General features: G+C 38.3%; 15 protein-coding genes and 6 tRNA genes. All 21 read right to left on the bottom strand.

What is annotated here, in order from left to right; translation table 11 throughout:
- Window positions 1-61: 61 nt before the first annotated feature.
- The 21 genes from purH to BMX18_RS08515 all read right to left on the bottom strand — a co-directional run bounded on the left by purH (window position 62) and on the right by BMX18_RS08515 (window position 18,462).
- Window positions 62-1,609 (bottom strand): bifunctional phosphoribosylaminoimidazolecarboxamide formyltransferase/IMP cyclohydrolase, encoded by a 1,548-nt coding sequence (gene purH, locus BMX18_RS08615; protein ID WP_074561395.1) that lies wholly within the window; start codon window positions 1,607-1,609, stop codon window positions 62-64.
- A gap of 71 nt (window positions 1,610-1,680) precedes the next feature.
- On the bottom strand, window positions 1,681-2,232 hold the full coding sequence (purN, locus tag BMX18_RS08610) for a phosphoribosylglycinamide formyltransferase (protein WP_074965590.1): 552 nt from the start codon (window positions 2,230-2,232) through the stop codon (window positions 1,681-1,683).
- Window positions 2,232-3,251 (bottom strand): phosphoribosylformylglycinamidine cyclo-ligase, encoded by a 1,020-nt coding sequence (gene purM, locus BMX18_RS08605; protein ID WP_074561393.1) that lies wholly within the window; start codon window positions 3,249-3,251, stop codon window positions 2,232-2,234. The genes purN and purM overlap by 1 nt, the downstream gene beginning before the upstream one ends.
- A 35-nt stretch (window positions 3,252-3,286) precedes the next feature.
- Window positions 3,287-4,231 carry an orotidine-5'-phosphate decarboxylase gene (pyrF, locus tag BMX18_RS08600; RefSeq protein WP_093816054.1) on the bottom strand — a complete coding sequence of 315 codons (945 nt, stop codon included), beginning with the start codon at window positions 4,229-4,231 and terminating at the stop codon, window positions 3,287-3,289.
- A 27-nt stretch (window positions 4,232-4,258) separates the two neighbouring features.
- A complete protein-coding gene (gene purF / locus BMX18_RS08595; RefSeq protein ID WP_039696059.1) occupies window positions 4,259-5,722 on the bottom strand; it encodes an amidophosphoribosyltransferase in 1,464 nt (487 codons plus the stop codon).
- Between the two features lie 109 nt (window positions 5,723-5,831).
- Complete coding sequence (locus BMX18_RS08590; protein WP_093816052.1) at window positions 5,832-9,557, bottom strand: phosphoribosylformylglycinamidine synthase; 3,726 nt, start codon at window positions 9,555-9,557, stop codon at window positions 5,832-5,834.
- Window positions 9,558-9,607: 50 nt separating this feature from the next.
- Window positions 9,608-10,318, bottom strand: coding sequence for a phosphoribosylaminoimidazolesuccinocarboxamide synthase (gene purC / locus BMX18_RS08585; protein WP_074565243.1), 711 nt, complete (start codon window positions 10,316-10,318; stop codon window positions 9,608-9,610).
- Window positions 10,319-10,442: 124 nt separating this feature from the next.
- Entirely contained in the window at window positions 10,443-10,685 is a 243-nt protein-coding gene (locus BMX18_RS08580) for an acyl carrier protein (RefSeq protein ID WP_039696062.1), read from the bottom strand.
- A 17-nt stretch (window positions 10,686-10,702) separates the two neighbouring features.
- Entirely contained in the window at window positions 10,703-11,698 is a 996-nt protein-coding gene (gene plsX, locus BMX18_RS08575) for a phosphate acyltransferase PlsX (RefSeq protein ID WP_074965599.1), read from the bottom strand.
- A 136-nt stretch (window positions 11,699-11,834) separates the two neighbouring features.
- Window positions 11,835-12,590 (bottom strand): DNA repair protein RecO, encoded by a 756-nt coding sequence (recO, locus tag BMX18_RS08570; protein ID WP_093816050.1) that lies wholly within the window; start codon window positions 12,588-12,590, stop codon window positions 11,835-11,837.
- A complete protein-coding gene (locus tag BMX18_RS08565; protein WP_093816049.1) occupies window positions 12,580-13,755 on the bottom strand; it encodes a pyridoxal phosphate-dependent aminotransferase in 1,176 nt (391 codons plus the stop codon). The genes recO and BMX18_RS08565 overlap by 11 nt, the downstream gene beginning before the upstream one ends.
- Window positions 13,756-13,946: 191 nt before the next feature.
- On the bottom strand, window positions 13,947-14,918 hold the full coding sequence (locus BMX18_RS08560; RefSeq protein WP_039696066.1) for a ribose-phosphate diphosphokinase: 972 nt from the start codon (window positions 14,916-14,918) through the stop codon (window positions 13,947-13,949).
- A gap of 142 nt (window positions 14,919-15,060) precedes the next feature.
- Window positions 15,061-16,398, bottom strand: coding sequence for a CHAP domain-containing protein (locus BMX18_RS08555; protein WP_039696067.1), 1,338 nt, complete (start codon window positions 16,396-16,398; stop codon window positions 15,061-15,063).
- A gap of 101 nt (window positions 16,399-16,499) precedes the next feature.
- Window positions 16,500-17,015 carry a rod shape-determining protein MreD gene (gene mreD / locus BMX18_RS08550; RefSeq protein WP_180366651.1) on the bottom strand — a complete coding sequence of 172 codons (516 nt, stop codon included), beginning with the start codon at window positions 17,013-17,015 and terminating at the stop codon, window positions 16,500-16,502.
- Entirely contained in the window at window positions 17,008-17,835 is an 828-nt protein-coding gene (gene mreC, locus BMX18_RS08545; protein ID WP_257609281.1) for a rod shape-determining protein MreC, read from the bottom strand. The genes mreD and mreC overlap by 8 nt, the downstream gene beginning before the upstream one ends.
- A 73-nt stretch (window positions 17,836-17,908) precedes the next feature.
- Window positions 17,909-17,996 (bottom strand) — tRNA-Ser (locus BMX18_RS08540).
- 10 nt (window positions 17,997-18,006) lie between these two features.
- Window positions 18,007-18,080: transfer RNA gene (locus BMX18_RS08535), tRNA-Ile, on the bottom strand.
- A gap of 38 nt (window positions 18,081-18,118) precedes the next feature.
- Window positions 18,119-18,189 (bottom strand) — tRNA-Gly (locus BMX18_RS08530).
- 17 nt (window positions 18,190-18,206) lie between these two features.
- Window positions 18,207-18,279, bottom strand: a tRNA-Phe gene (locus tag BMX18_RS08525).
- A gap of 6 nt (window positions 18,280-18,285) precedes the next feature.
- Window positions 18,286-18,359: transfer RNA gene (locus BMX18_RS08520), tRNA-Met, on the bottom strand.
- A gap of 13 nt (window positions 18,360-18,372) precedes the next feature.
- Window positions 18,373-18,462 (bottom strand) — tRNA-Ser (locus tag BMX18_RS08515).
- Window positions 18,463-18,465 lie beyond the last annotated feature (3 nt).

Genomic DNA, 18,465 nt, shown 5'->3' with positions numbered 1-18,465 from the left:
ATCCTAGCCTTAGCCAAGATGCTTCATGAAATATTTATTAAAGGAAGTTTGCCTATTTATCTTAGTGACGGAAGTGACGAACACCTGTGAATACCATGGCAATGCCGTATTTATCAGCCATATCAATAGATTCTTGGTCACGAACTGAACCACCAGGTTGGATGATAGCTTTCACACCTGCAGCAGCAATTTCTTCAACGTTGTCCGCAAATGGGAAGAAAGCATCACTAGCAAGGACAGCACCGTCAAGACGGTCTTTGGCTTGGTCAAGTGCGATACGAACAGAAGCCACACGGTTTGTTTGACCAGGACCAACACCAAGTGTCATGTGGTCATTTGTTACGATGATACCGTTAGATTTAACGTATTTGATTGATTTCCAAGCAAATTCAAGCGCAGCTTTTTCTTGTTCAGTTGGTTGACGTTTTGTGACAACTTTCCAATCTGCTGGATTTTCTTCGATAACATCTTGGTTTTGAACCAAAAGTCCACCAACAACACCAGTGTATTCTTTTTCAACTTGGCTAGCTTCTTGAGCATCAAATGGCAATTGAAGAATACGCATGTTTTTCTTCTTAGTTGTCAAGATTTCAAGAGCTTCATCAGAATAACTTGGAGCAATGATGATTTCAAGGAAGATAGCGTGCATTTTCTTAGCTGTTGCAGCGTCAACTTCACGGTTCAACACAACAATACCACCAAAGATTGATACTGGGTCTGATTCATAAGCGTAATCCCAAGCAGTTTCAATGTCATCAGCTTGTCCGATACCACATGGGTTCATGTGTTTAAGAGCAACAACAGTTGGACGGTCTTTGAAATCACGGATGATACGAATAGCTGCATCAGCATCGCGGATGTTATTAAATGACAATTCTTTACCGTTCAATTGTTTAGCAGAAGCAATTGAGTAATCTGTTGGCAATGCTTTTTGGTAGAAATCCGCATCTTGTTGTGGGTTTTCACCATAACGCATTGGTTGTTTAAGATCGTAAGTGATGGTAAGTTTTTCAGGTTTTGTTTCACCGACTTGTTTTGTAAAGTATTCCGCAATCAAAGCATCGTATGCTGCTGTGTGACGGAAGACTTTCGCTGCCAAACGTTGACGAGTTTCAAATGTTGTTTCACCATTAGCTGACAATTCATCCAAAACAACAGCGTAATCAGCTGGGTCAACGACAACTGTAACACTAGCGTGGTTTTTAGCTGCAGAGCGAAGCATTGAAGGACCACCGATATCAATGTTTTCAACCGCATCAGCGTAAGTCACATCTGGTTTCAAGATTGTTTCTTTGAATGGGTAAAGGTTAACCACAACAAGGTCAATCAATTCAATGTGATTATCTTTTGCTGCTTGAAGGTGGCTATCAAGGTCACGACGAGCCAAAAGACCACCGTGGATATTTGGGTGAAGTGTCTTCACACGTCCATCCATCATTTCTGGAAAACCAGTTACATCATCAATCGCAATAGTATCAACACCTGCTTTATCAAGCGCAACTTTTGTTCCACCAGTTGAGATGATATCCCAACCAAGTTTTTTCAATTCTTGAGCAAATTCAACAATGCCCGCTTTGTCAGAAACACTAATTAGTGCACGTTTTGTCATTTTTTCTCCTTTAAAAAGATGTTACTGTTATGTTTAGCCTTCAAAGTTATCACAAAATCTAACTTTTGAGATTACTTTTTCTCAACTCCCAAGCTCTCTAAAACCTCAGGATAAAGCTTATACTCATTTTCATGAATGCGAGCTTCAAAGCTTTCAATGGTATCACCTGCTAGACGAGGCACACGAACTTGTTTAATCACTGTCCCTGTATCGACACCACTGTCAACCCAATGAATGGTAACGCCAGATTGGTCAACTCCTGCTTCCCAAGCATCATCAATACCATGAGCACCTGGAAATTCAGGAAGATAAGCTGGATGAATATTGATAATACGACCTTCGTAAGCTTTTAACAAAGTCGGCCCAACAATTTTCATATAACCAGCCAAGCAAACCAAATCAATGTCATATTTTTCAAGCAAAGCTACAATTGCTTTTTCATAATCTACTTTACTATCAAACTCTTTAAGTTCAAAAGCATGAGCTGTCACACCGAGTTTTTCAGCACGTTCTAAGACATAAGCATCTCGGTGGTCTGAAAAGACAAACTCAACAGGAAATTGCTCAGCAATAACTTGAAAATTTGACCCGTTACCACTCGCAAATACTGCGATTTTTTTCATTATTTAATCACCACACTTGCATCTGCTTTTTTAACGATGCGACCAAGTTCGTAAACTGGTTCGTCAAGTAATTCTTTAACGCGTTCAACTTTGTCAGGGCTAACTGCCATCATCAAACCAATACCCATGTTGAAGATTTCAAACATTTCTTCGTGTTTGATGTTACCGTATTTTTCAAGAGCTTTGAAAATTGGAAGAACTGGAATTTTATCTTCTTCGATTTCAGCAGCCAAATCATCAGCGAACATACGTGGAACATTTTCGATGAAACCACCGCCAGTAATGTGGGCAATACCATTGACCAATTCTTCTTTGATAAGTGGAAGCACCGCTTTAACGTAGATACGAGTTGGTTCAAGAAGAACTTCTTTCAATTTTTTACCTTCAAGTTCTGGAAGAACTTCTTCACCTGAATAATCAGCAAAAACTCGACGAACAAGTGAGTAACCATTTGAGTGAATACCGCTTGAAGCAAGTCCAAGAAGAACGTCGCCATCAGAAACTTTTGAACCATCAATGATTTGTGATTTTTCAGCAACACCTACTGCAAAACCAGCCAAATCATAATCATCTTCGCCGTACATACCAGGCATTTCAGCAGTTTCACCACCGATAAGAGCTGCACCAGATTGCACACAACCTTCAGCAACACCTGCAACGACTTGTTCAAGTTTTGCAGGTTCATTTTTACCAGTTGCGATGTAATCTAGGAAGTAAAGTGGTTCTGCACCAGCAGCAATGATATCATTGACACACATTGCTACACAGTCTTGACCGATGGTATCGTGTTTGTCATATTTAATGGCAAGCATGAGTTTTGTTCCCACACCATCAGTTCCTGAAATCAAAACAGGTTCTTTAACGCCAGTTTTAGTAAGGTCAAACATACCACCAAAACCACCAAGAGCGCCCATAACACCAGCACGTTCAGTACGTGCCACGTGTTTTTTGATACGTGCAACAACTTCATAACCCGCTTCAACATCAACACCAGACTGAGCGTAAGCATTTTTTGACATAATATTTTCTCCTTTTTGGGAAATAGCAGAGCTATTTAAACATTTTTCCAGATAAGTTTATTTGACTTTTCCAAAGTATCGTTGATTAACTTATTATAACCATCGACAGCTTTAGAAATAGCAGTTCTAACTTCTTCTTGAGAAGCATCAACATCTTGATAAGCATAATTGATAGCTCTTGAACATGGAATAATAACACCAGTTCCTTTATCATCAAATGCTGATTCAAGCAAAGTGACATCTCCACCTTGATATCCAATACCAGGCATCAAGAACAATGAGTTCGGTAATAGTTTTCTAAATTTAGCAACTTCTTCTGGATAAGTTGCACCGATAACTGCACCTAAATCAGAATATCCATACCTACCAACTTTTGTTCCATGATTATTAATGTAATCACAAACAAGTTCTGATACTGTAGCACCATTAACTGTTTCCATGTCTTGTAACTCACCAGAAGAGGGATTGCTAGTTTTAACAAGAATAATTGTTCCATTACCAGTTTCATGACCAACTTCTACAAATGGTGTCACCCCATCACTTCCTAGAAAAGGATTTACTGTAACAGCATCAACATAACTTGTTTCATCCATCCATTCATCACAAGAACCTTTGAAGAAAGCTTTAGCATAAGCTTCAGAAGTCGTTCCGATATCCCCACGCTTGGCATCTGCAATAACCAACAATCCTTTCTCATGAGCATAAGCAACAGTATCCCAGAAAGCTTGTAAACCTTCTGCACCATATTTTTCAAAATAGGCAAGCTGTGGTTTGATAGCAGGAACCTTACCATCAATTAAATCAATAACCATTTTATTAAAAGTCAAGATAGCATATGCAGCACCTTTCGGAGTTTTACCATACTTTTCTGTAGCCTCTTGCAAAAGATAAGTTGGATACTTGTCTAAAATCGGATCTAAACCAACACAAAGATGTGAGTGAGTTGCTATAACTTTTTCAATATATTTATCTGAAAACATTAGTTCCTCATTTCCTCTAACCAAAAGCTATTTATTCTCATTAACTTCGTGAATATAGAAACTTGTTTTTTCTTCCAAGCTCTTGAGGTATGCTTCTTCATAATCATAGAGTGGTGTTGGATACTTACCGTCAAAGTATGCCACACAAAGACCACCATTTGGAGCATCTGTATCAAGACCGATTGATTCAATCAAACCATCAATTGACAAGTAAGTTAGACTATCTGCACCGATAATTTCACAAACTTCATCTTTGGTATGATTAGCCGAAATCAATTCACGACGATTTTGAATGTCGATACCGTAGAAACATGGGTATTTCAACTCTGGACTACCAATAGCCACGTGAACTTCTGTCGCACCTGCTTCACGAAGAAGACGAACAATGCGACGTGAAGTTGTTCCACGTACGATAGAATCATCTACCATGACCACGCGCTTACCTTTAACAACACCTGAAACAGCTGAAAGTTTCATACGAACACCTTGCTCACGCAATTCTTGTGTCGGTTGAATGAAGGTACGTTGTGTGTATTGGTTTTTCACCAAGCCCATTTCATTAGGAAGACCTGATTCTTCAGCAAATCCCATGGCTGCTGAAAGCGATGAATTTGGCACACCAACAACGATATCAGCTTCATGATGAAACTCTTGTGCCAAACGTTTCCCCATATTTTTACGAGCTGTGTGAACATTGACACCGTAAATGTCACTATCAGGGCGGGCAAAGTAAATGTATTCCATTGAACAAATGGCAAGTTGAGTGTCATTTGTGTAAGAGTCATAGCGAATACCACTGTCATCGATAATCACCATTTCACCAGGTTTTACATCACGAACCCACTTAGCACCAATCACTTCAAAAGCACATGTTTCACTTGAAACCACCCAAGCGCCATTTTCCATTTGACCAATTGACAATGGACGAAAACCATTTGGATCAAGCGCAGCAATTAACTTATCTTTTGTCATCAACAGATAAGCAAAGCCACCTTTGACAGTGTTAAGGGCTTCTTTAACTTTCCCAAGGAACTCTGGATTGTGACTACGACGAATCAAATGCATCAAAATTTCAGTATCTGATGAGGCATTGAAAATCGCACCTTCATCTTCAAGTTCTTTCTTCAATGATACGGCATTTGTCAAATTACCATTGTGGCAAAGACCAAACTGTTCGTCTGTGAAGTTGTAAAGGAAAGGTTGGATGTTATTAATAGATGCTGAGCCAGCAGTCGCGTAACGAACGTGACCGATAGCTGCAGTCCCTGTCAATTTTTCCAAATCAGCAGGATTTTTAAACACATCTGAAAGGAGACCTGTATTGCGATGTTGAAGAAGTTTGCCGTTATCGTTAGTTACGATACCAGCACCTTCTTGACCGCGGTGTTGAAGACTGTGGAGTCCAAAATAAGTGACGTGAGCAGCTTGAGGATGTCCCCAAATCCCAAACACACCACACTCTTCATTAAGAGATTTAACTTCGTATGTCATTCTTTTTTATTACCTAAATTTACTCGTCAGAATTTTTCTCTGATAAGTTGACAAAAGGTACTCACGTACCCTGTCACTATCAATTCTATAAAATATATTTTTGTGGATATTAAGCTTTAGTGAAATACTCAACCGCGCTACGGAACAAGTGTTGGTCTTTATTTCCTGGAATATTTTGGAAAAGACCATCTTCGTAACGTTCTGAGTGTCCCATCTTACCGATGATTTGTCCGTTCTTGCTTGTGATACCTTCAATAGCATTCACAGAGCCATTCGGATTGTATTTAGAATCCATGCTTGGTTTGCCATCGAAGTCAACGTATTGACTAAAGATTTGTCCGTTATCACGAAGTTCAGCAAACTCTTCATCAGTCACAACAAATTTACCTTCACCATGTGAAACTGGAATAGCGTAAACATCACCAACTTCAACACCAGCAAGCCAAGGTGAGTTTGTATTTGCAATACGTGTTTCAACCATTTTCGCCACGTGTTGGTTAGCATCGTTGTAGAAAAGAGTTGGACTTGTTTCAGTAGCATCTTCAAAGTTACCGTATGGAAGAAGACCTGATTTAACAAGAGCTTGGAATCCATTACAGATACCAATGATAAGACCACCTTTTTCGATAAAGCTATCAATAGCTGCGCGAACTTTTTGGTTAAGCAAGATGTTCACGATAAATTTAGCAGAACCATCTGGTTCATCAGCAGCTGAGAATCCTCCAGCAAAGAAGATAATGTTAGCTTTACTGATGTTGTCAACCATTGTGTCAACTGAAGCTTCGATTGCTGCTTCGTTAAGTGTCACAAATGGTACCAAATTAACTTTTGCACCAGCTTGTTCAAAGGCTTTAGCTGAATCGTATTCTGAGTTTGTGCCAGGGAAAACTGGGATGTAAACAAGTGGTTCAGCAACTTTTTCACTTGCTTTAATGACAGCGTCTGAAGCGACAGCTGGAACATCTTCAAGCTTAGTACTTTGTTCAAATTCAGTTGGGTAAACTTCTTCAAGTGTTCCTTCAAAGGCTGAAAGAAGTTTGTCACCAGCAAGGTTGATATCGTTGACAGTAAGTGTAAAATCAGCTGTTGTTTCACCAATTTTAACAGCGTCAGCAATTTCTTCATCTGAAGTAAAGACAAAGCCACCAAGTTGTGCTGTCAAGCTTGTTGCAAGCTCGGCCAATTCAACCTTAGCACCGATATGATTACCAAAGCTAGCAAGTGCCAAGCTTTCCATCACACCACCGTATTTAACAGCTGACGCTGCTGTAATGTGATGTGCTTTTTGAATGGCTTCAAATTTAGCAAAGTTACCTTTGATTAGGTCAAAATCAATATCTTGTGAAATAGCTTGACCTGGAATATAGTAAACATTTTCGCCAGCTGCTTTAAATTCAGGTGAAAGAACTTTACGGCTATCGGCTGTTGTTACCCCAAAAGCAACCAATGTTGGTGGTACTGTCAATTCTTCAAAAGTACCAGACATTGAATCTTTACCACCAATTGATGGTAAACCAAGTTGAATTTGAGCTTCGATTGAACCAAGAAGAGCTGAGACAGGTTGACCAAAGCGTTCAGCTTTTTTATCCATACGTTGGAAGTATTCTTGATAAGAAAAACGTGCTTTAGACCAATTAGCTCCAGTTGCCACCAAACGTGCTGTCGCTTCAATCACAGCATAAGCAGCACCGTGATATGGTGACCATTCAGCAATGTAAGGATTGAATCCTTGAGCCATGACTGAAGCTGTTGTTGTTACACCATTTTGAACAGGAAGTTTTTGAACAGAACTTTCTGTTGGTGTGATTTGGTAACGACCACCAATTGGATGGTTAACTGTTGAACGACCAACAGAGCTATCAAAGATTGTTTGTAAACCTTTTTGGCTAGCATGGTTAAGGTCTGAAAGGACTTTAGTTGTATCAGTTTCAAGAGTTGCTGCTGAAGTTGTACGTTGTTCTGGCATGTCAACTTGACTGTCAACGACATCAGCATCAACGACCACGCGCACACCGTTAGTATCAAGGAAACGACGTTCAATATCGACAATGGTTTGACCATTCCAAGTCATGACAAGGTTTGGTTTTTCTGTAACTGTCGCAACAACAACAGCATCGATATTTTCTTTGTGACATTCAGCTACGAAAGCTTCAACGTCTTTCGGACGAACTACAACAGCCATACGTTCTTGTGATTCTGAGATAGCAATTTCAGTTCCGTTAAGCCCTTGATATTTAAGTGGCACTTTATTAAGGTCAATTTCAAGACCATCAGCCAATTCACCAATCGCAACACAGACACCACCAGCACCAAAGTCATTTGATTTTTTGATGAGGCGAGTCACATTGCCATTACGGAAAAGACGTTGAATTTTACGTTCTTCGATGGCATTACCTTTTTGAACTTCTGCGCCAGCTGTTTCAACAGATTCAACCGTTTGAACTTTAGAAGAACCCGTTGCACCACCGACACCATCACGACCAGTTTTACCACCAAGAAGGATAACTACATCACCAGCTTCTGGTTTTTCACGAACAACATTACCTTTAGGAGCTGCACCAACAACAGCACCAAGTTCCATACGTTTAGCAACAAATCCTGGGTGGAAGTATTCTTTAACGTAAGTTGTTGCAAGACCGATTTGGTTACCATATGAAGAATAACCATGAGCTGCTGTTTTAGAAATCACTTGTTGTGGCAATTTACCAAGACGAGTTTCTGCAATTGGTGTTGTGATATCACCAGCACCTGAGATACGCATAGCTTGGTAAACATAAGAACGTCCTGACAATGGGTCGCGAATAGCACCACCAATACATGTTGCAGCACCACCAAATGGTTCAATTTCTGTTGGGTGATTATGTGTTTCATTCTTGAACATAAGAAGCCAAGGTTCTTTAACACCATTCACATCTACTTCGATTTCAACAGAACATGCGTTGATTTCATCTGAGACTTCCATGTCGTCCAAACGTCCGTTAGCACGTTCGTAACGACCAAAAATAGTCGCCATATCCATCAATGTTTGTGGTTTTTCAGAACGTCCTAGTTCGTCACGCATAGCAATGTATTTATCATAAGTTGCTTGCAATTGTTTTTGGAATTTAGACGCTGAGAAATCAATATGTTTAAGCTCAGTTTCAAAGGTTGTGTGACGGCAGTGGTCTGACCAGTAAGTGTCCAAAACTTTCAATTCAGTTTCAGTTGGCACACGACCAATTGATTTGAAATAATCTTGGATGAAAAGAAGGTCATCAACTTCCATCGCCAAACTTTGTTCAGCTTTGTAGTCAGCAAATTCAGCTGCTGTATAAGTTTTAAAGAAATCAAGATTTGGAATTGTTTTGTCAGATTCTGAAAATGCTTGTGGGGCAATTCCTGTTGTAATATCTTTAAAACGAGAATCAACAGGATTAAGCAAATAATTCTTAACCGCATCAAGTTCAGCTGCAGCGATATTTTTATTAACGAGATAAAGTTGAGCAGTATTAACAGTCACGTCACTATTGCTACCAAGCAAAAGCAAGGCTTCTTGTGATGAGGCTGCACGTTGGTCAAACTGACCAGGAAGTGATTCAATCGCAAAGAAAGCATAATTAGCAAGTTCAGCAACCAAATCATTTTCAGCTAAAATATTATCTGTTACTTGTTCAGAAAAAATATGTTTTTCCGCACGTTCAAAAAGTGCTTTGTCTAGCCCAAAAACATCATAAACTTGAATGATACGTAGATCAGTCAAACTTGTTAATTGAAGATTATGTTTAAGCTCTTTAACAAGCGCTTGAGCTTTAATATTGAAATTTGATTTTTTCTCAACGAAAATTCGTTTATCCATTTTTTACCCTTTTTAGAATTCTTCTTTTACCTACTAGCAAATGTTGCAGATTATTTAAGTCCTTTTAGTTTTTCAAGAACAACTTCATAAACATCTGTTAAGCTACCAAGATCACGACGGAAGACATCTTTGTCCATGTGGTGACCTTCAGCATCCCAAAGACGGCAGTTATCAGGTGAAAATTCATCAGCAAGAATGATTTTACCGTCTTTATCTTTACCAAATTCCAATTTGAAATCAATCAAAGTAAGTCCGATTTGTTTGAACCAATCTTTCAAAAGTTCATTAATACGACGTGTTTCAGCTTTGATGTAAGCAATATCTTCATCGCTTGCAATACCAAGGAATTTCACATGTTCATCATTAATGAATGGGTCATCCAATTCATCGTTTTTGTAATAAAACTCAACAATTGGTGTGTCCAATTTGATACCTTCTTCGACACCAAAACGTTTTGAGAATGAACCTGCTGTAACATTACGCAAAACAACTTCAAGAGGAACAATATCAACTTTTTTGTTCAATTGTTCGGTTTCTGACAATTGTTTAACAAAGTGAGTTGCCACACCTGCTTCATTCAATTTAGTAAAAATTAAAGATGAGATTTGATTATTAAGAACGCCTTTACCTTTAATAGTCTCTTTACGAGCACCATTAAGCATTGTTGCTTGGTCTTTGTAGACTGAAATAATCAAGTTCTCATCTTCTGAAGTTGTGTAAATATCTTTAGCTTTTCCCGTATAAATTAGTTGTCGTGACATGTTTTTGTTCGCCTTTCGCTTTTATTCTACTAAATTTTAACACATGCTCTAACCAATTTCAATATTTAACAGACTTTTTAATAAAATAAAAATAAAAACGTCCGCTTTTAGCGAACGTTTTTGCTTAATTTACTCTATTATAGAGATATTCCATCATTTCTCCCATACATTTCATGTCTTCAACATCTTCATCAGGGATTTCCAAATGAAACTCATCTTCCAAGTTGATGATAAATTCCATCAAGGCAATTGAATCAACTCCCAAATCATCATGAAGACTCGTTGTTTGCGTAATCTCCATATCTGGTTTATTCATTTGCTCCTTAATGATGAAACTAATCCTTTCAAAAATAGCCTCTTTTGTCATTTCATCCTCCCTTTTCATTAGTCTTTTGGTGTGAATGCTTCAACCAATTGACCAACAACATTTGTATCTAACATCTTACGAGCTTGTCTAATAGTATAGTAAACAGCTTGCGCGTCACTTGAACCATGACATTTCACAACAGGTGCTTTAAGCCCAAAGAGAACCGCACCACCTGCACTTGAATAATCCATAGTATCTTTTAGACTATACAAACTGTCTTTTAGTAGAAGGGCTCCTAATTTTGCTTTCCATCCACCTGATTTAATAGAAGATTTCAAGCTTCCCATAATGTTAAGAGCAGTTCCTTCCATCGTTTTAAGAACAGCGTTTCCTGTGAAACCATCTGATACCACAACATCAGCAACACCATTCATCAAATCACGCGCTTCGACATTTCCAACAAAGTTTAGACTAGCGTCTTCTGCCAAAAGAGCGTAAGTTTCTTTATGAAGTGGATCACCTTTAGTAGCTTCTGTTCCGTTATTTAGCAGACCCACACGTGGTTTATCAATACCACGAACATTTTTAGCATAAAATGACCCTAAAATAGCATATTGGTGCAAGTGTTTAGGGGTATTTTCAGCATTCGCACCAAGGTCTAACATATCATAACCTTTACCATCAAGAGTTGGTAAAGTAGACATCAAACCTGGACGATCAATTCCTTTAATACGTCCGACAACAAAAAGTCCTGCTGCCAAAAGAGCACCTGTATTACCTGCAGAAATCACAGCATCTGCTGTTCCTTCCTTAACGGCTTGAGCACCAAGTACCATACTAGCTTTCTTTTTACGACGAATCGCTTTTGCTGGTTCATCGTCCGAATTGATTTTTTCATCTGTATGAATAATTGACACACGCTCTGTTGCTGTCAAATATTCCTTAATTTTTGCTTCATCTCCATAAAGTTGAATCTCAATATCTGAGAATTCAGCCAAGGCACGATTAACTCCCTCAACAATAGCTTTAGGAGCATTATCTCCGCCCATAGCATCAATAGCAATTTTCTTCATATGAATTTCCTCACAAAACATTATCGCCTTATTATAGCATGATTCGCGATTTTTTTCATTTTTTGAAAATCCTCGCATGCTTTCAGAAAAAAAGCCATCTGATAAACACTCTAAAATTGGTGCTCATCAAATGACCTTATTTCATAATATTTCCCCAAGTTCCTAAATCATCGATGAATTTCTTACTCTTCAAACGAAGACCAACATAATTGTCATAAATATCATCAATGAACAACCGTAATTTTCGCTTCATCTCTGGCTTGACAGAGATTGTCTTCAAATCATCAAATTGAATTGCTTGAAAACGATCCACCAGATAAAGAACATTCGGATCCAAATGACTGCGATGATCATCTTTCACATAATGTTCAGGACAAAGCAAACCAGAATACTTGTGTGAAAAATCAAAAGGAAGCCCTACACGATGACAAAAAGCACACTCATGAAAATTAAGACTAACACCAAAACGTTCTAAAATCTGAATCTCAAAAATATTAGTCAAAATTTCATAGTCAAGCCCCTCTTCCATCAACAAAAGAGTCTTCTTTAAAAAGGCAAATAACTGCGGATCTGCAACACCATCTGGTACAGCAGCATCAGCTAGGGACGTCACATAAGACGCATAAGATAGCTTAAATAAATCCGCATTAATCTCCTTGAAAGAATCAACTTCCTTATAATCTTCAATAAAAGATAAACCAGTCTCATTGATTTTTAAAATAAATTTAGCTACCGTTAACGGTTGAATAGCCGAATTAAAGCGAGATTTACTAGCATGTTTCACAAAAAACATGTGTTTCCCATTGGTTTCAGTAAAAATCTTAACTAACTTATCATCCTCACGATAATTACGATTATAAAGGACAAGACCGTAAGTTTCCTTATTTTGCATGTTCTTCCATAAATTCTTTCAAACGATCCATGGCTGTTGTGATTGTTTCCATACTTGCCGCATATGACAAACGAAGATAGCCTTCACCATATTTACCAAAAGCTACACCAGGAATGAAAGCAACAGCTTTTTCACGCGCAAAATCTTGACAGAATTTAAATGAATCTTGTTCATAGCCAGCTGGAATCTTAGCAAAAATGTAAAAGGCACCATCTGGTTTGATAATCTTAAAGCCAAGCGCAGACATTTTATCAATGATGTAATCACGACGTTTCATATACTCTGCTTTCATAGGAAGAGCATCATCCTTACCAGCTGAAAGAGCTTCAATCGCAGCAAACTGTGCCATTGTTGCAGCAGCTGTAACCAAGTATTGGTGACTCTTAATCAACTGTGCTGTAAAATTAGCTGGTGCAAAAATCATACCAATTCGCCAACCAGTCATAGCGTGAGATTTAGAAAGACCATTAATTAAAATCGTTTGTTCTGGAAGATATTCTGCAATTGATACATGAGGTTCATCACTATAAGTCAACTCAGAATAAACTTCATCTGAAACCACAAAAGCATCATATTTCTTAAGCACATCCGCCAAAGCTTTAATTTGTTCACGTGAATAAGTCACACCAGTTGGGTTAGTTGGGTAATTAAGCAAAACAGCTTTTAGCTTATCGCCTTGTTCCAAAATGGCTTTTTCAAGCATTTCTGGTGTTAAAACAAAATCATTAGCTGTTGTATCAATTTCAACAATTTCAGCTCCTACAAGATTAACAATAGGTTCATAACCAGGATAAGCTGGCGCAGGCAAAAGAACTGTATCACCAGGTTCCAAAATAGCCGTTAAAGTTGCTGACAAAGCTTCCGTTGCTCCAATTGTAACCAAAATTTCATTGTCAGGATTATAAGACAAATGATATTTAGATTTCAAAAAATCTGCAGCTGCTTGACGAAGAGCAGGTAAACCTGCCATCCCAGTATAGTGAGACTGATTGGCATCAATCGCAGCTTTTGCTGCCTCTTTAACATGATCAGGTGTTGTAAAATCAGGCTCTCCAAGAGTCAATTTCATAATGCCTGGCACGTCAGAAATAGATTGGTCAAATTGACGAATCAACGACACTTCAATCTTATTTAAATTTTTATTAAAACGATCAGTTAAACTCATAGCATCACCTCAAAAATCTAATTACATCTATTATACATAAAATTTGATAATTATACACCCTTTTTCAAGTTATCCACAGCAATAACCGTACGATGTCTAAAAGTGACTTATCCACATGTTAATATCTAAAACTAAAAAAATCGCTGGAATAACACCAACGATTTCTTCTGACTTAAAGCCAAAGCCAAATCTTATTTATTAGCTGTTCCCATTTCAAACAATGGTGACAAAGGACGTTTTTCGTGAATACGAGTAATTGCTTCAGCAATTAATTCAGCGATTGAAATTTGTTCAATCTTATCGATCAAACGTTCTTCTGGAAGATAGATAGTATCCAAAACAACCAATTTTTGGATTGCTGATTTCTCGATATTTTCAAGAGCAGGGCCAGAAAGAACTGGGTGAGTACATGATGCATAAACCGCAGTTGCTCCAGCTTCAGCAAGAGCATCTGCTGCGTGACAAATAGTACCTGCTGTATCGATCATATCATCAATCAAGATACATTTTTTACCTTTAACATTACCAATGATGTTCATAACTTCACTGGTATTCATTTTTGTAACACTACGACGTTTATCAATGATAGCAATCGGTGTTTGGAGGAATTGTGCCAATTTACGTGCACGAGTCACACCACCGTGGTCAGGACTAACGACAACAACATCGTCTCCAACCAATCCGTGACGGTCAAAGTAATCAGCGATCAATGGTGCACCCATCAAGTGATCAACTGGAATATCAAAGAAGCCTTGAATTTGTGCAGCGTGCAAGTCAACAGTCAAAAGACGATCAACTCCAGCTACTTCAAGCATATTTGCGACTAATTTAGAAGTAATCGGTTCGCGTGAACGAGCTTTACGGTCTTGACGTGCATAACCGTAGTAAGGAATAACCACACTAATTTTTTCAGCACTAGCACGTTTAAGAGCATCAACCATAATCAAGATTTCCATCAAGTTATCGTTAACTGGTGAGCTAGTTGACTGCAAAATAAAGACATGGTCGCCGCGAATTGATTCTTCAATGTTGACTTGGATTTCACCATCAGAAAATTGACGAACGGTTGATTTTCCGAGTTGAATTCCCATAGCCGAAGCTACTTTTTCTGCTAATTCTTTGTTTGACGATAAGGCAAACAATTTTAAATCAGAATAAGACATGATTTCCTCCAAAGTTTTTATCCTTTACCATTTTAACGTTTTTTTAGCATTTTTTCAATGACAAATGCGTTAAATCCGCTAAATACAGGCAAAATAGAGGGACACAAAAAAAGAGAAGGACATAATCCTTCTCACAGTTTTATTATTGGTAGATATAGTAGACAGTTCCGCCACCCCAAGTTGATGAAGTTGGGTTGAACCATCCACGGTAGTTACCGATTGATGAGTTACCAGCGTAGTTAGCTTCCATAACTTGGATGTTAGTTGAGCTTTGAACAGCTGTTACGTATGCAACATGTCCATAACCACCACCATCGTATGGCCATACAGCTACTGCACCAGCTTGTGGTGTAGTACCTACAGAGTGACCAGCAGCTTGTGCGCTAGCAATCCATTGGTTAGCATTACCCCAATAGTTACCAACCCATGAAGCAAGTGATTTAACACCCCAAGTACATTGACCTACTGGGTAAGTGTTACCTGCTGTGTTAGTAGTTGGTGTTACTGAAGATGGTTTAGCAGCTGATGATGAAGTTGAAGCAGCTGGTTTAGCAGCAGTTTGTGCTGGTGCACTTTGAGCTGGTGTTGCAGCTTGTTGTGCTGGCGCTGCTTGAGCTGGAGTTGAAGCTTGTTGTGCTGGTGCTGCAGCTGATGAATCTTGAGCTGAAGTATCTGTAGTTGTATCAGTTGTAGCTGTACCGTTTTGAACAGCAGCTTGTGCTTGTGCTACAGATTCAGCTTGTGCTTGTGCTTCAGCTTGTGCTTGTGCTTCGGCAGCAGCTTGTGCTGCAGCAGCTTCAGCAGCGGCTTGTTCAGCAGCTTCTTTTTGAGCTACAAGGTTAGCACGTTCATCTTCAGCAGTTGCCAATTGAGCAGAAAGATCCAATTGAGCAGCTTGCAATTCAGCTTGTTGTGTTGCCAAAGCAGCTTGATTTTGTTCGATAGTTGCTTTGTTAGCAGCTACTGTATTGATAGCTTCTTGGTTTTCAGCTTGTTTTTGCTCAATTGCAGCTTTATCAGCTTCTTGTTCATCAAGCATTTTTTTGTTTGCAGCAACTACTTCACGAATTGCTTGAACACGGTTGATAGCATCAGAAACTGATTTAGAGTTCAAGATTGTGTTGATGTAGCTTGTAGCAGAAGCATTTTTTTGTGCGTTACGAGCTTGATTTTTCAAAGTTTCGTTACGAGCAACAATTTTGCTTGAAAGAGCTTGAATTTCTTCACTTAATTTTTGAGATTCAGCTTCAAGTTGAGCATTTTGTGCTTCCAAATCAGCTTGTTGTGATTGAAGAGAAGACACTTGACTTTGAATAGCGTCAACTTTACTTTGAGCTGCAGCTTGTTCTGAAGTTAGGTTGCTGATTACAGCATCCTGTGCAGCAATTTGTGTATCATAATCGTCCGCATTTACAGTTACGGCCGCTGTTCCCAGTGTCACACCACTGACAAGAACAGCTGATAAAATTCTTTTTTTCATATTAATTAAACTACTCCTTTTTGATAAGACATTATTATTTTACCAAAAAATCACGCAATTAATATTACGTGATTGTTACATTTATGTTTTGTTATGGTAATCTAAGCGTTAAAATATACTTTTTTAAACAATTTCTGGAATATCAAATACAACAAAACGTTAAAAATAAGGGTTGGCGCAAAACTATAGGCTATAAAATTAGCCATTGATAACGTTGTCATTCCCAATAAAACAGCAGCTGATTCTCCAACAATTTCAAACAAAAACAAAACAATAATATAGAAGGTTAATGTTTGAAAATTACTAGCAAAAATACTCTTAGTAATCTTATTAGTAAAGATTACTAAAACTGGTAATAGGAAAACAACTAAACCAATTCGATTCAAGTAATAGATATCATATAAAGCACCTAAGACCAAGGCACTGAATAAGACAAAATGTTTATTCCTATCATGATAAAAATCAATAATTGCCAATAAAAGAAGATGACTACTAATGGTCACATGATATGAGAAAATAGAACTCATCAAGTAAGAAAGCTGACCATCAATCAACATCAAGAGAAAAAGTAAAAAAAGTAAAAAGTATTTATTCTTAAAAAAAGCCACTTTAATCACCAACTATTGTTACATATGAGATATCAGAAAAATCTGCCGCAGGTGTTACATAAACAACACGTTCTAAATTCTCTGAACTGTTCTTCACACTTGAAACTGAGCCAACAGCAATATTTGCAACAGTATCACCATCAAGTCCACTTGTCACAACACTATCATTTTCATTAATATCAGTAGAAGAATTTAGATTCGAAACAACAAAACATTTCTTATCTGAATCATAAGATTCTAAAATTCCAAAAACATCACCTGAAGCAGTTGAAATTTTAACAGGAATACTAAAATCAGAACCATTTGCTAAAAGTGCAATACTTGAAGTAGTTGAAGAAACGTCAGTGACTACACCAATAAGTCCCCCATTTGACAAAGCAAGCATCTTTTTAGCAACATTATTATTTTTTCCTAACTTAACAGTCAAAGAATCATACCAAGAAACTGGGCTTCTAACAATAACTTTTCCTGTAGCAGAAAACTGAGTAGTAATAGATGATGATGCATTAATAGCACTATTTAATTGACCATTTTCAGATTTTAAAGAATCAATCACTTCACTCTGATTTTCAAGCTCTGCAACCTTTTTCTTTAACTTTTTGTTCTCAGAATAAGTATCAAAAAGATCGTGAATATCCTCATTAAGAGAATCTAAAGATCTAAAGGGAGCGGAAACAATAGAATCCACTCTTGCAACAACACTCCGAACTGGAGAAGTTACACTAGAAACAATTCCCTCATTCTTAAATAGAAATGCCAAAGAAAGACAGAGAACCAATAAAATCAACACAGCGAAGAAAACGAGACGAGAGATTCTTAATTTTTTCAAAATTGTGCACCAACTAACTTAGAATATAAAAATAAACGAGATATCAAAAGATAATCTCGTTTGTAAAATAGCACGGAGAATAAGGGATTCGAACCCTTGCGCCAGTTACCCGACCTAACGATTTAGCAAACCGTCCTCTTCAGCCTCTTGAGTAATTCTCCATTCCATGTATGGGCACAAGTGGACTCGAACCACCGACCTCACGCTTATCAGGCGTGCGCTCTAACCAGCTGAGCTATGCGCCCATGAAACTTGGAATAACCAATATAAATAAAAAATAAAAAGCGGGTGACGAGAATCGAACTCGCGACAACAGCTTGGAAGGCTGTAGTTTTACCACTAAACTACACCCGCATTTATTAAATTTTAAATGGCGCGAGACGGAATCGAACCGCCGACACATGGAGCTTCAATCCATTGCTCTACCAACTGAGCTACCGAGCCAAACTATTGCGGGAGCAGGATTTGAACCTACGACCTTCGGGTTATGAGCCCGACGAGCTACCGAGCTGCTCCATCCCGCGTTAACAATATTAAAGGAGGATGTGGGATTCGAACCCACGCACGCTTTTACACGCCTGACGGTTTTCAAGACCGTTCCCTTCAGCCGGACTTGGGTAATCCTCCATA

This window comes from Streptococcus sp. 45 (assembly GCF_900108865.1).
GTDB classification, from domain to species: domain Bacteria; phylum Bacillota; class Bacilli; order Lactobacillales; family Streptococcaceae; genus Streptococcus; species Streptococcus ruminicola.
This window is presented reverse-complemented; position numbering and strand designations above follow the sequence as displayed.

Excerpts from the sequence above, each read along its gene's own strand:
- purH (WP_074561395.1), bottom strand. The coding sequence starts at position 1,609 with ATGACAAAACGTGCACTAATTAGTGTTTCTGACAAAGCGGGCATTGTT.
- purN (WP_074965590.1), bottom strand. The coding sequence starts at position 2,232 with ATGAAAAAAATCGCAGTATTTGCGAGTGGTAACGGGTCAAATTTTCAA.
- purM (WP_074561393.1), bottom strand. The coding sequence starts at position 3,251 with ATGTCAAAAAATGCTTACGCTCAGTCTGGTGTTGATGTTGAAGCGGGT.
- pyrF (WP_093816054.1), bottom strand. The coding sequence starts at position 4,231 with ATGTTTTCAGATAAATATATTGAAAAAGTTATAGCAACTCACTCACAT.
- purF (WP_039696059.1), bottom strand. The coding sequence starts at position 5,722 with ATGACATACGAAGTTAAATCTCTTAATGAAGAGTGTGGTGTGTTTGGG.
- BMX18_RS08590 (WP_093816052.1), bottom strand. The coding sequence starts at position 9,557 with ATGGATAAACGAATTTTCGTTGAGAAAAAATCAAATTTCAATATTAAA.
- purC (WP_074565243.1), bottom strand. The coding sequence starts at position 10,318 with ATGTCACGACAACTAATTTATACGGGAAAAGCTAAAGATATTTACACA.
- BMX18_RS08580 (WP_039696062.1), bottom strand. The coding sequence starts at position 10,685 with ATGACAAAAGAGGCTATTTTTGAAAGGATTAGTTTCATCATTAAGGAG.
- plsX (WP_074965599.1), bottom strand. The coding sequence starts at position 11,698 with ATGAAGAAAATTGCTATTGATGCTATGGGCGGAGATAATGCTCCTAAA.
- recO (WP_093816050.1), bottom strand. The coding sequence starts at position 12,590 with ATGCAAAATAAGGAAACTTACGGTCTTGTCCTTTATAATCGTAATTAT.
- BMX18_RS08565 (WP_093816049.1), bottom strand. The coding sequence starts at position 13,755 with ATGAGTTTAACTGATCGTTTTAATAAAAATTTAAATAAGATTGAAGTG.
- BMX18_RS08560 (WP_039696066.1), bottom strand. The coding sequence starts at position 14,918 with ATGTCTTATTCTGATTTAAAATTGTTTGCCTTATCGTCAAACAAAGAA.
- BMX18_RS08555 (WP_039696067.1), bottom strand. The coding sequence starts at position 16,398 with ATGAAAAAAAGAATTTTATCAGCTGTTCTTGTCAGTGGTGTGACACTG.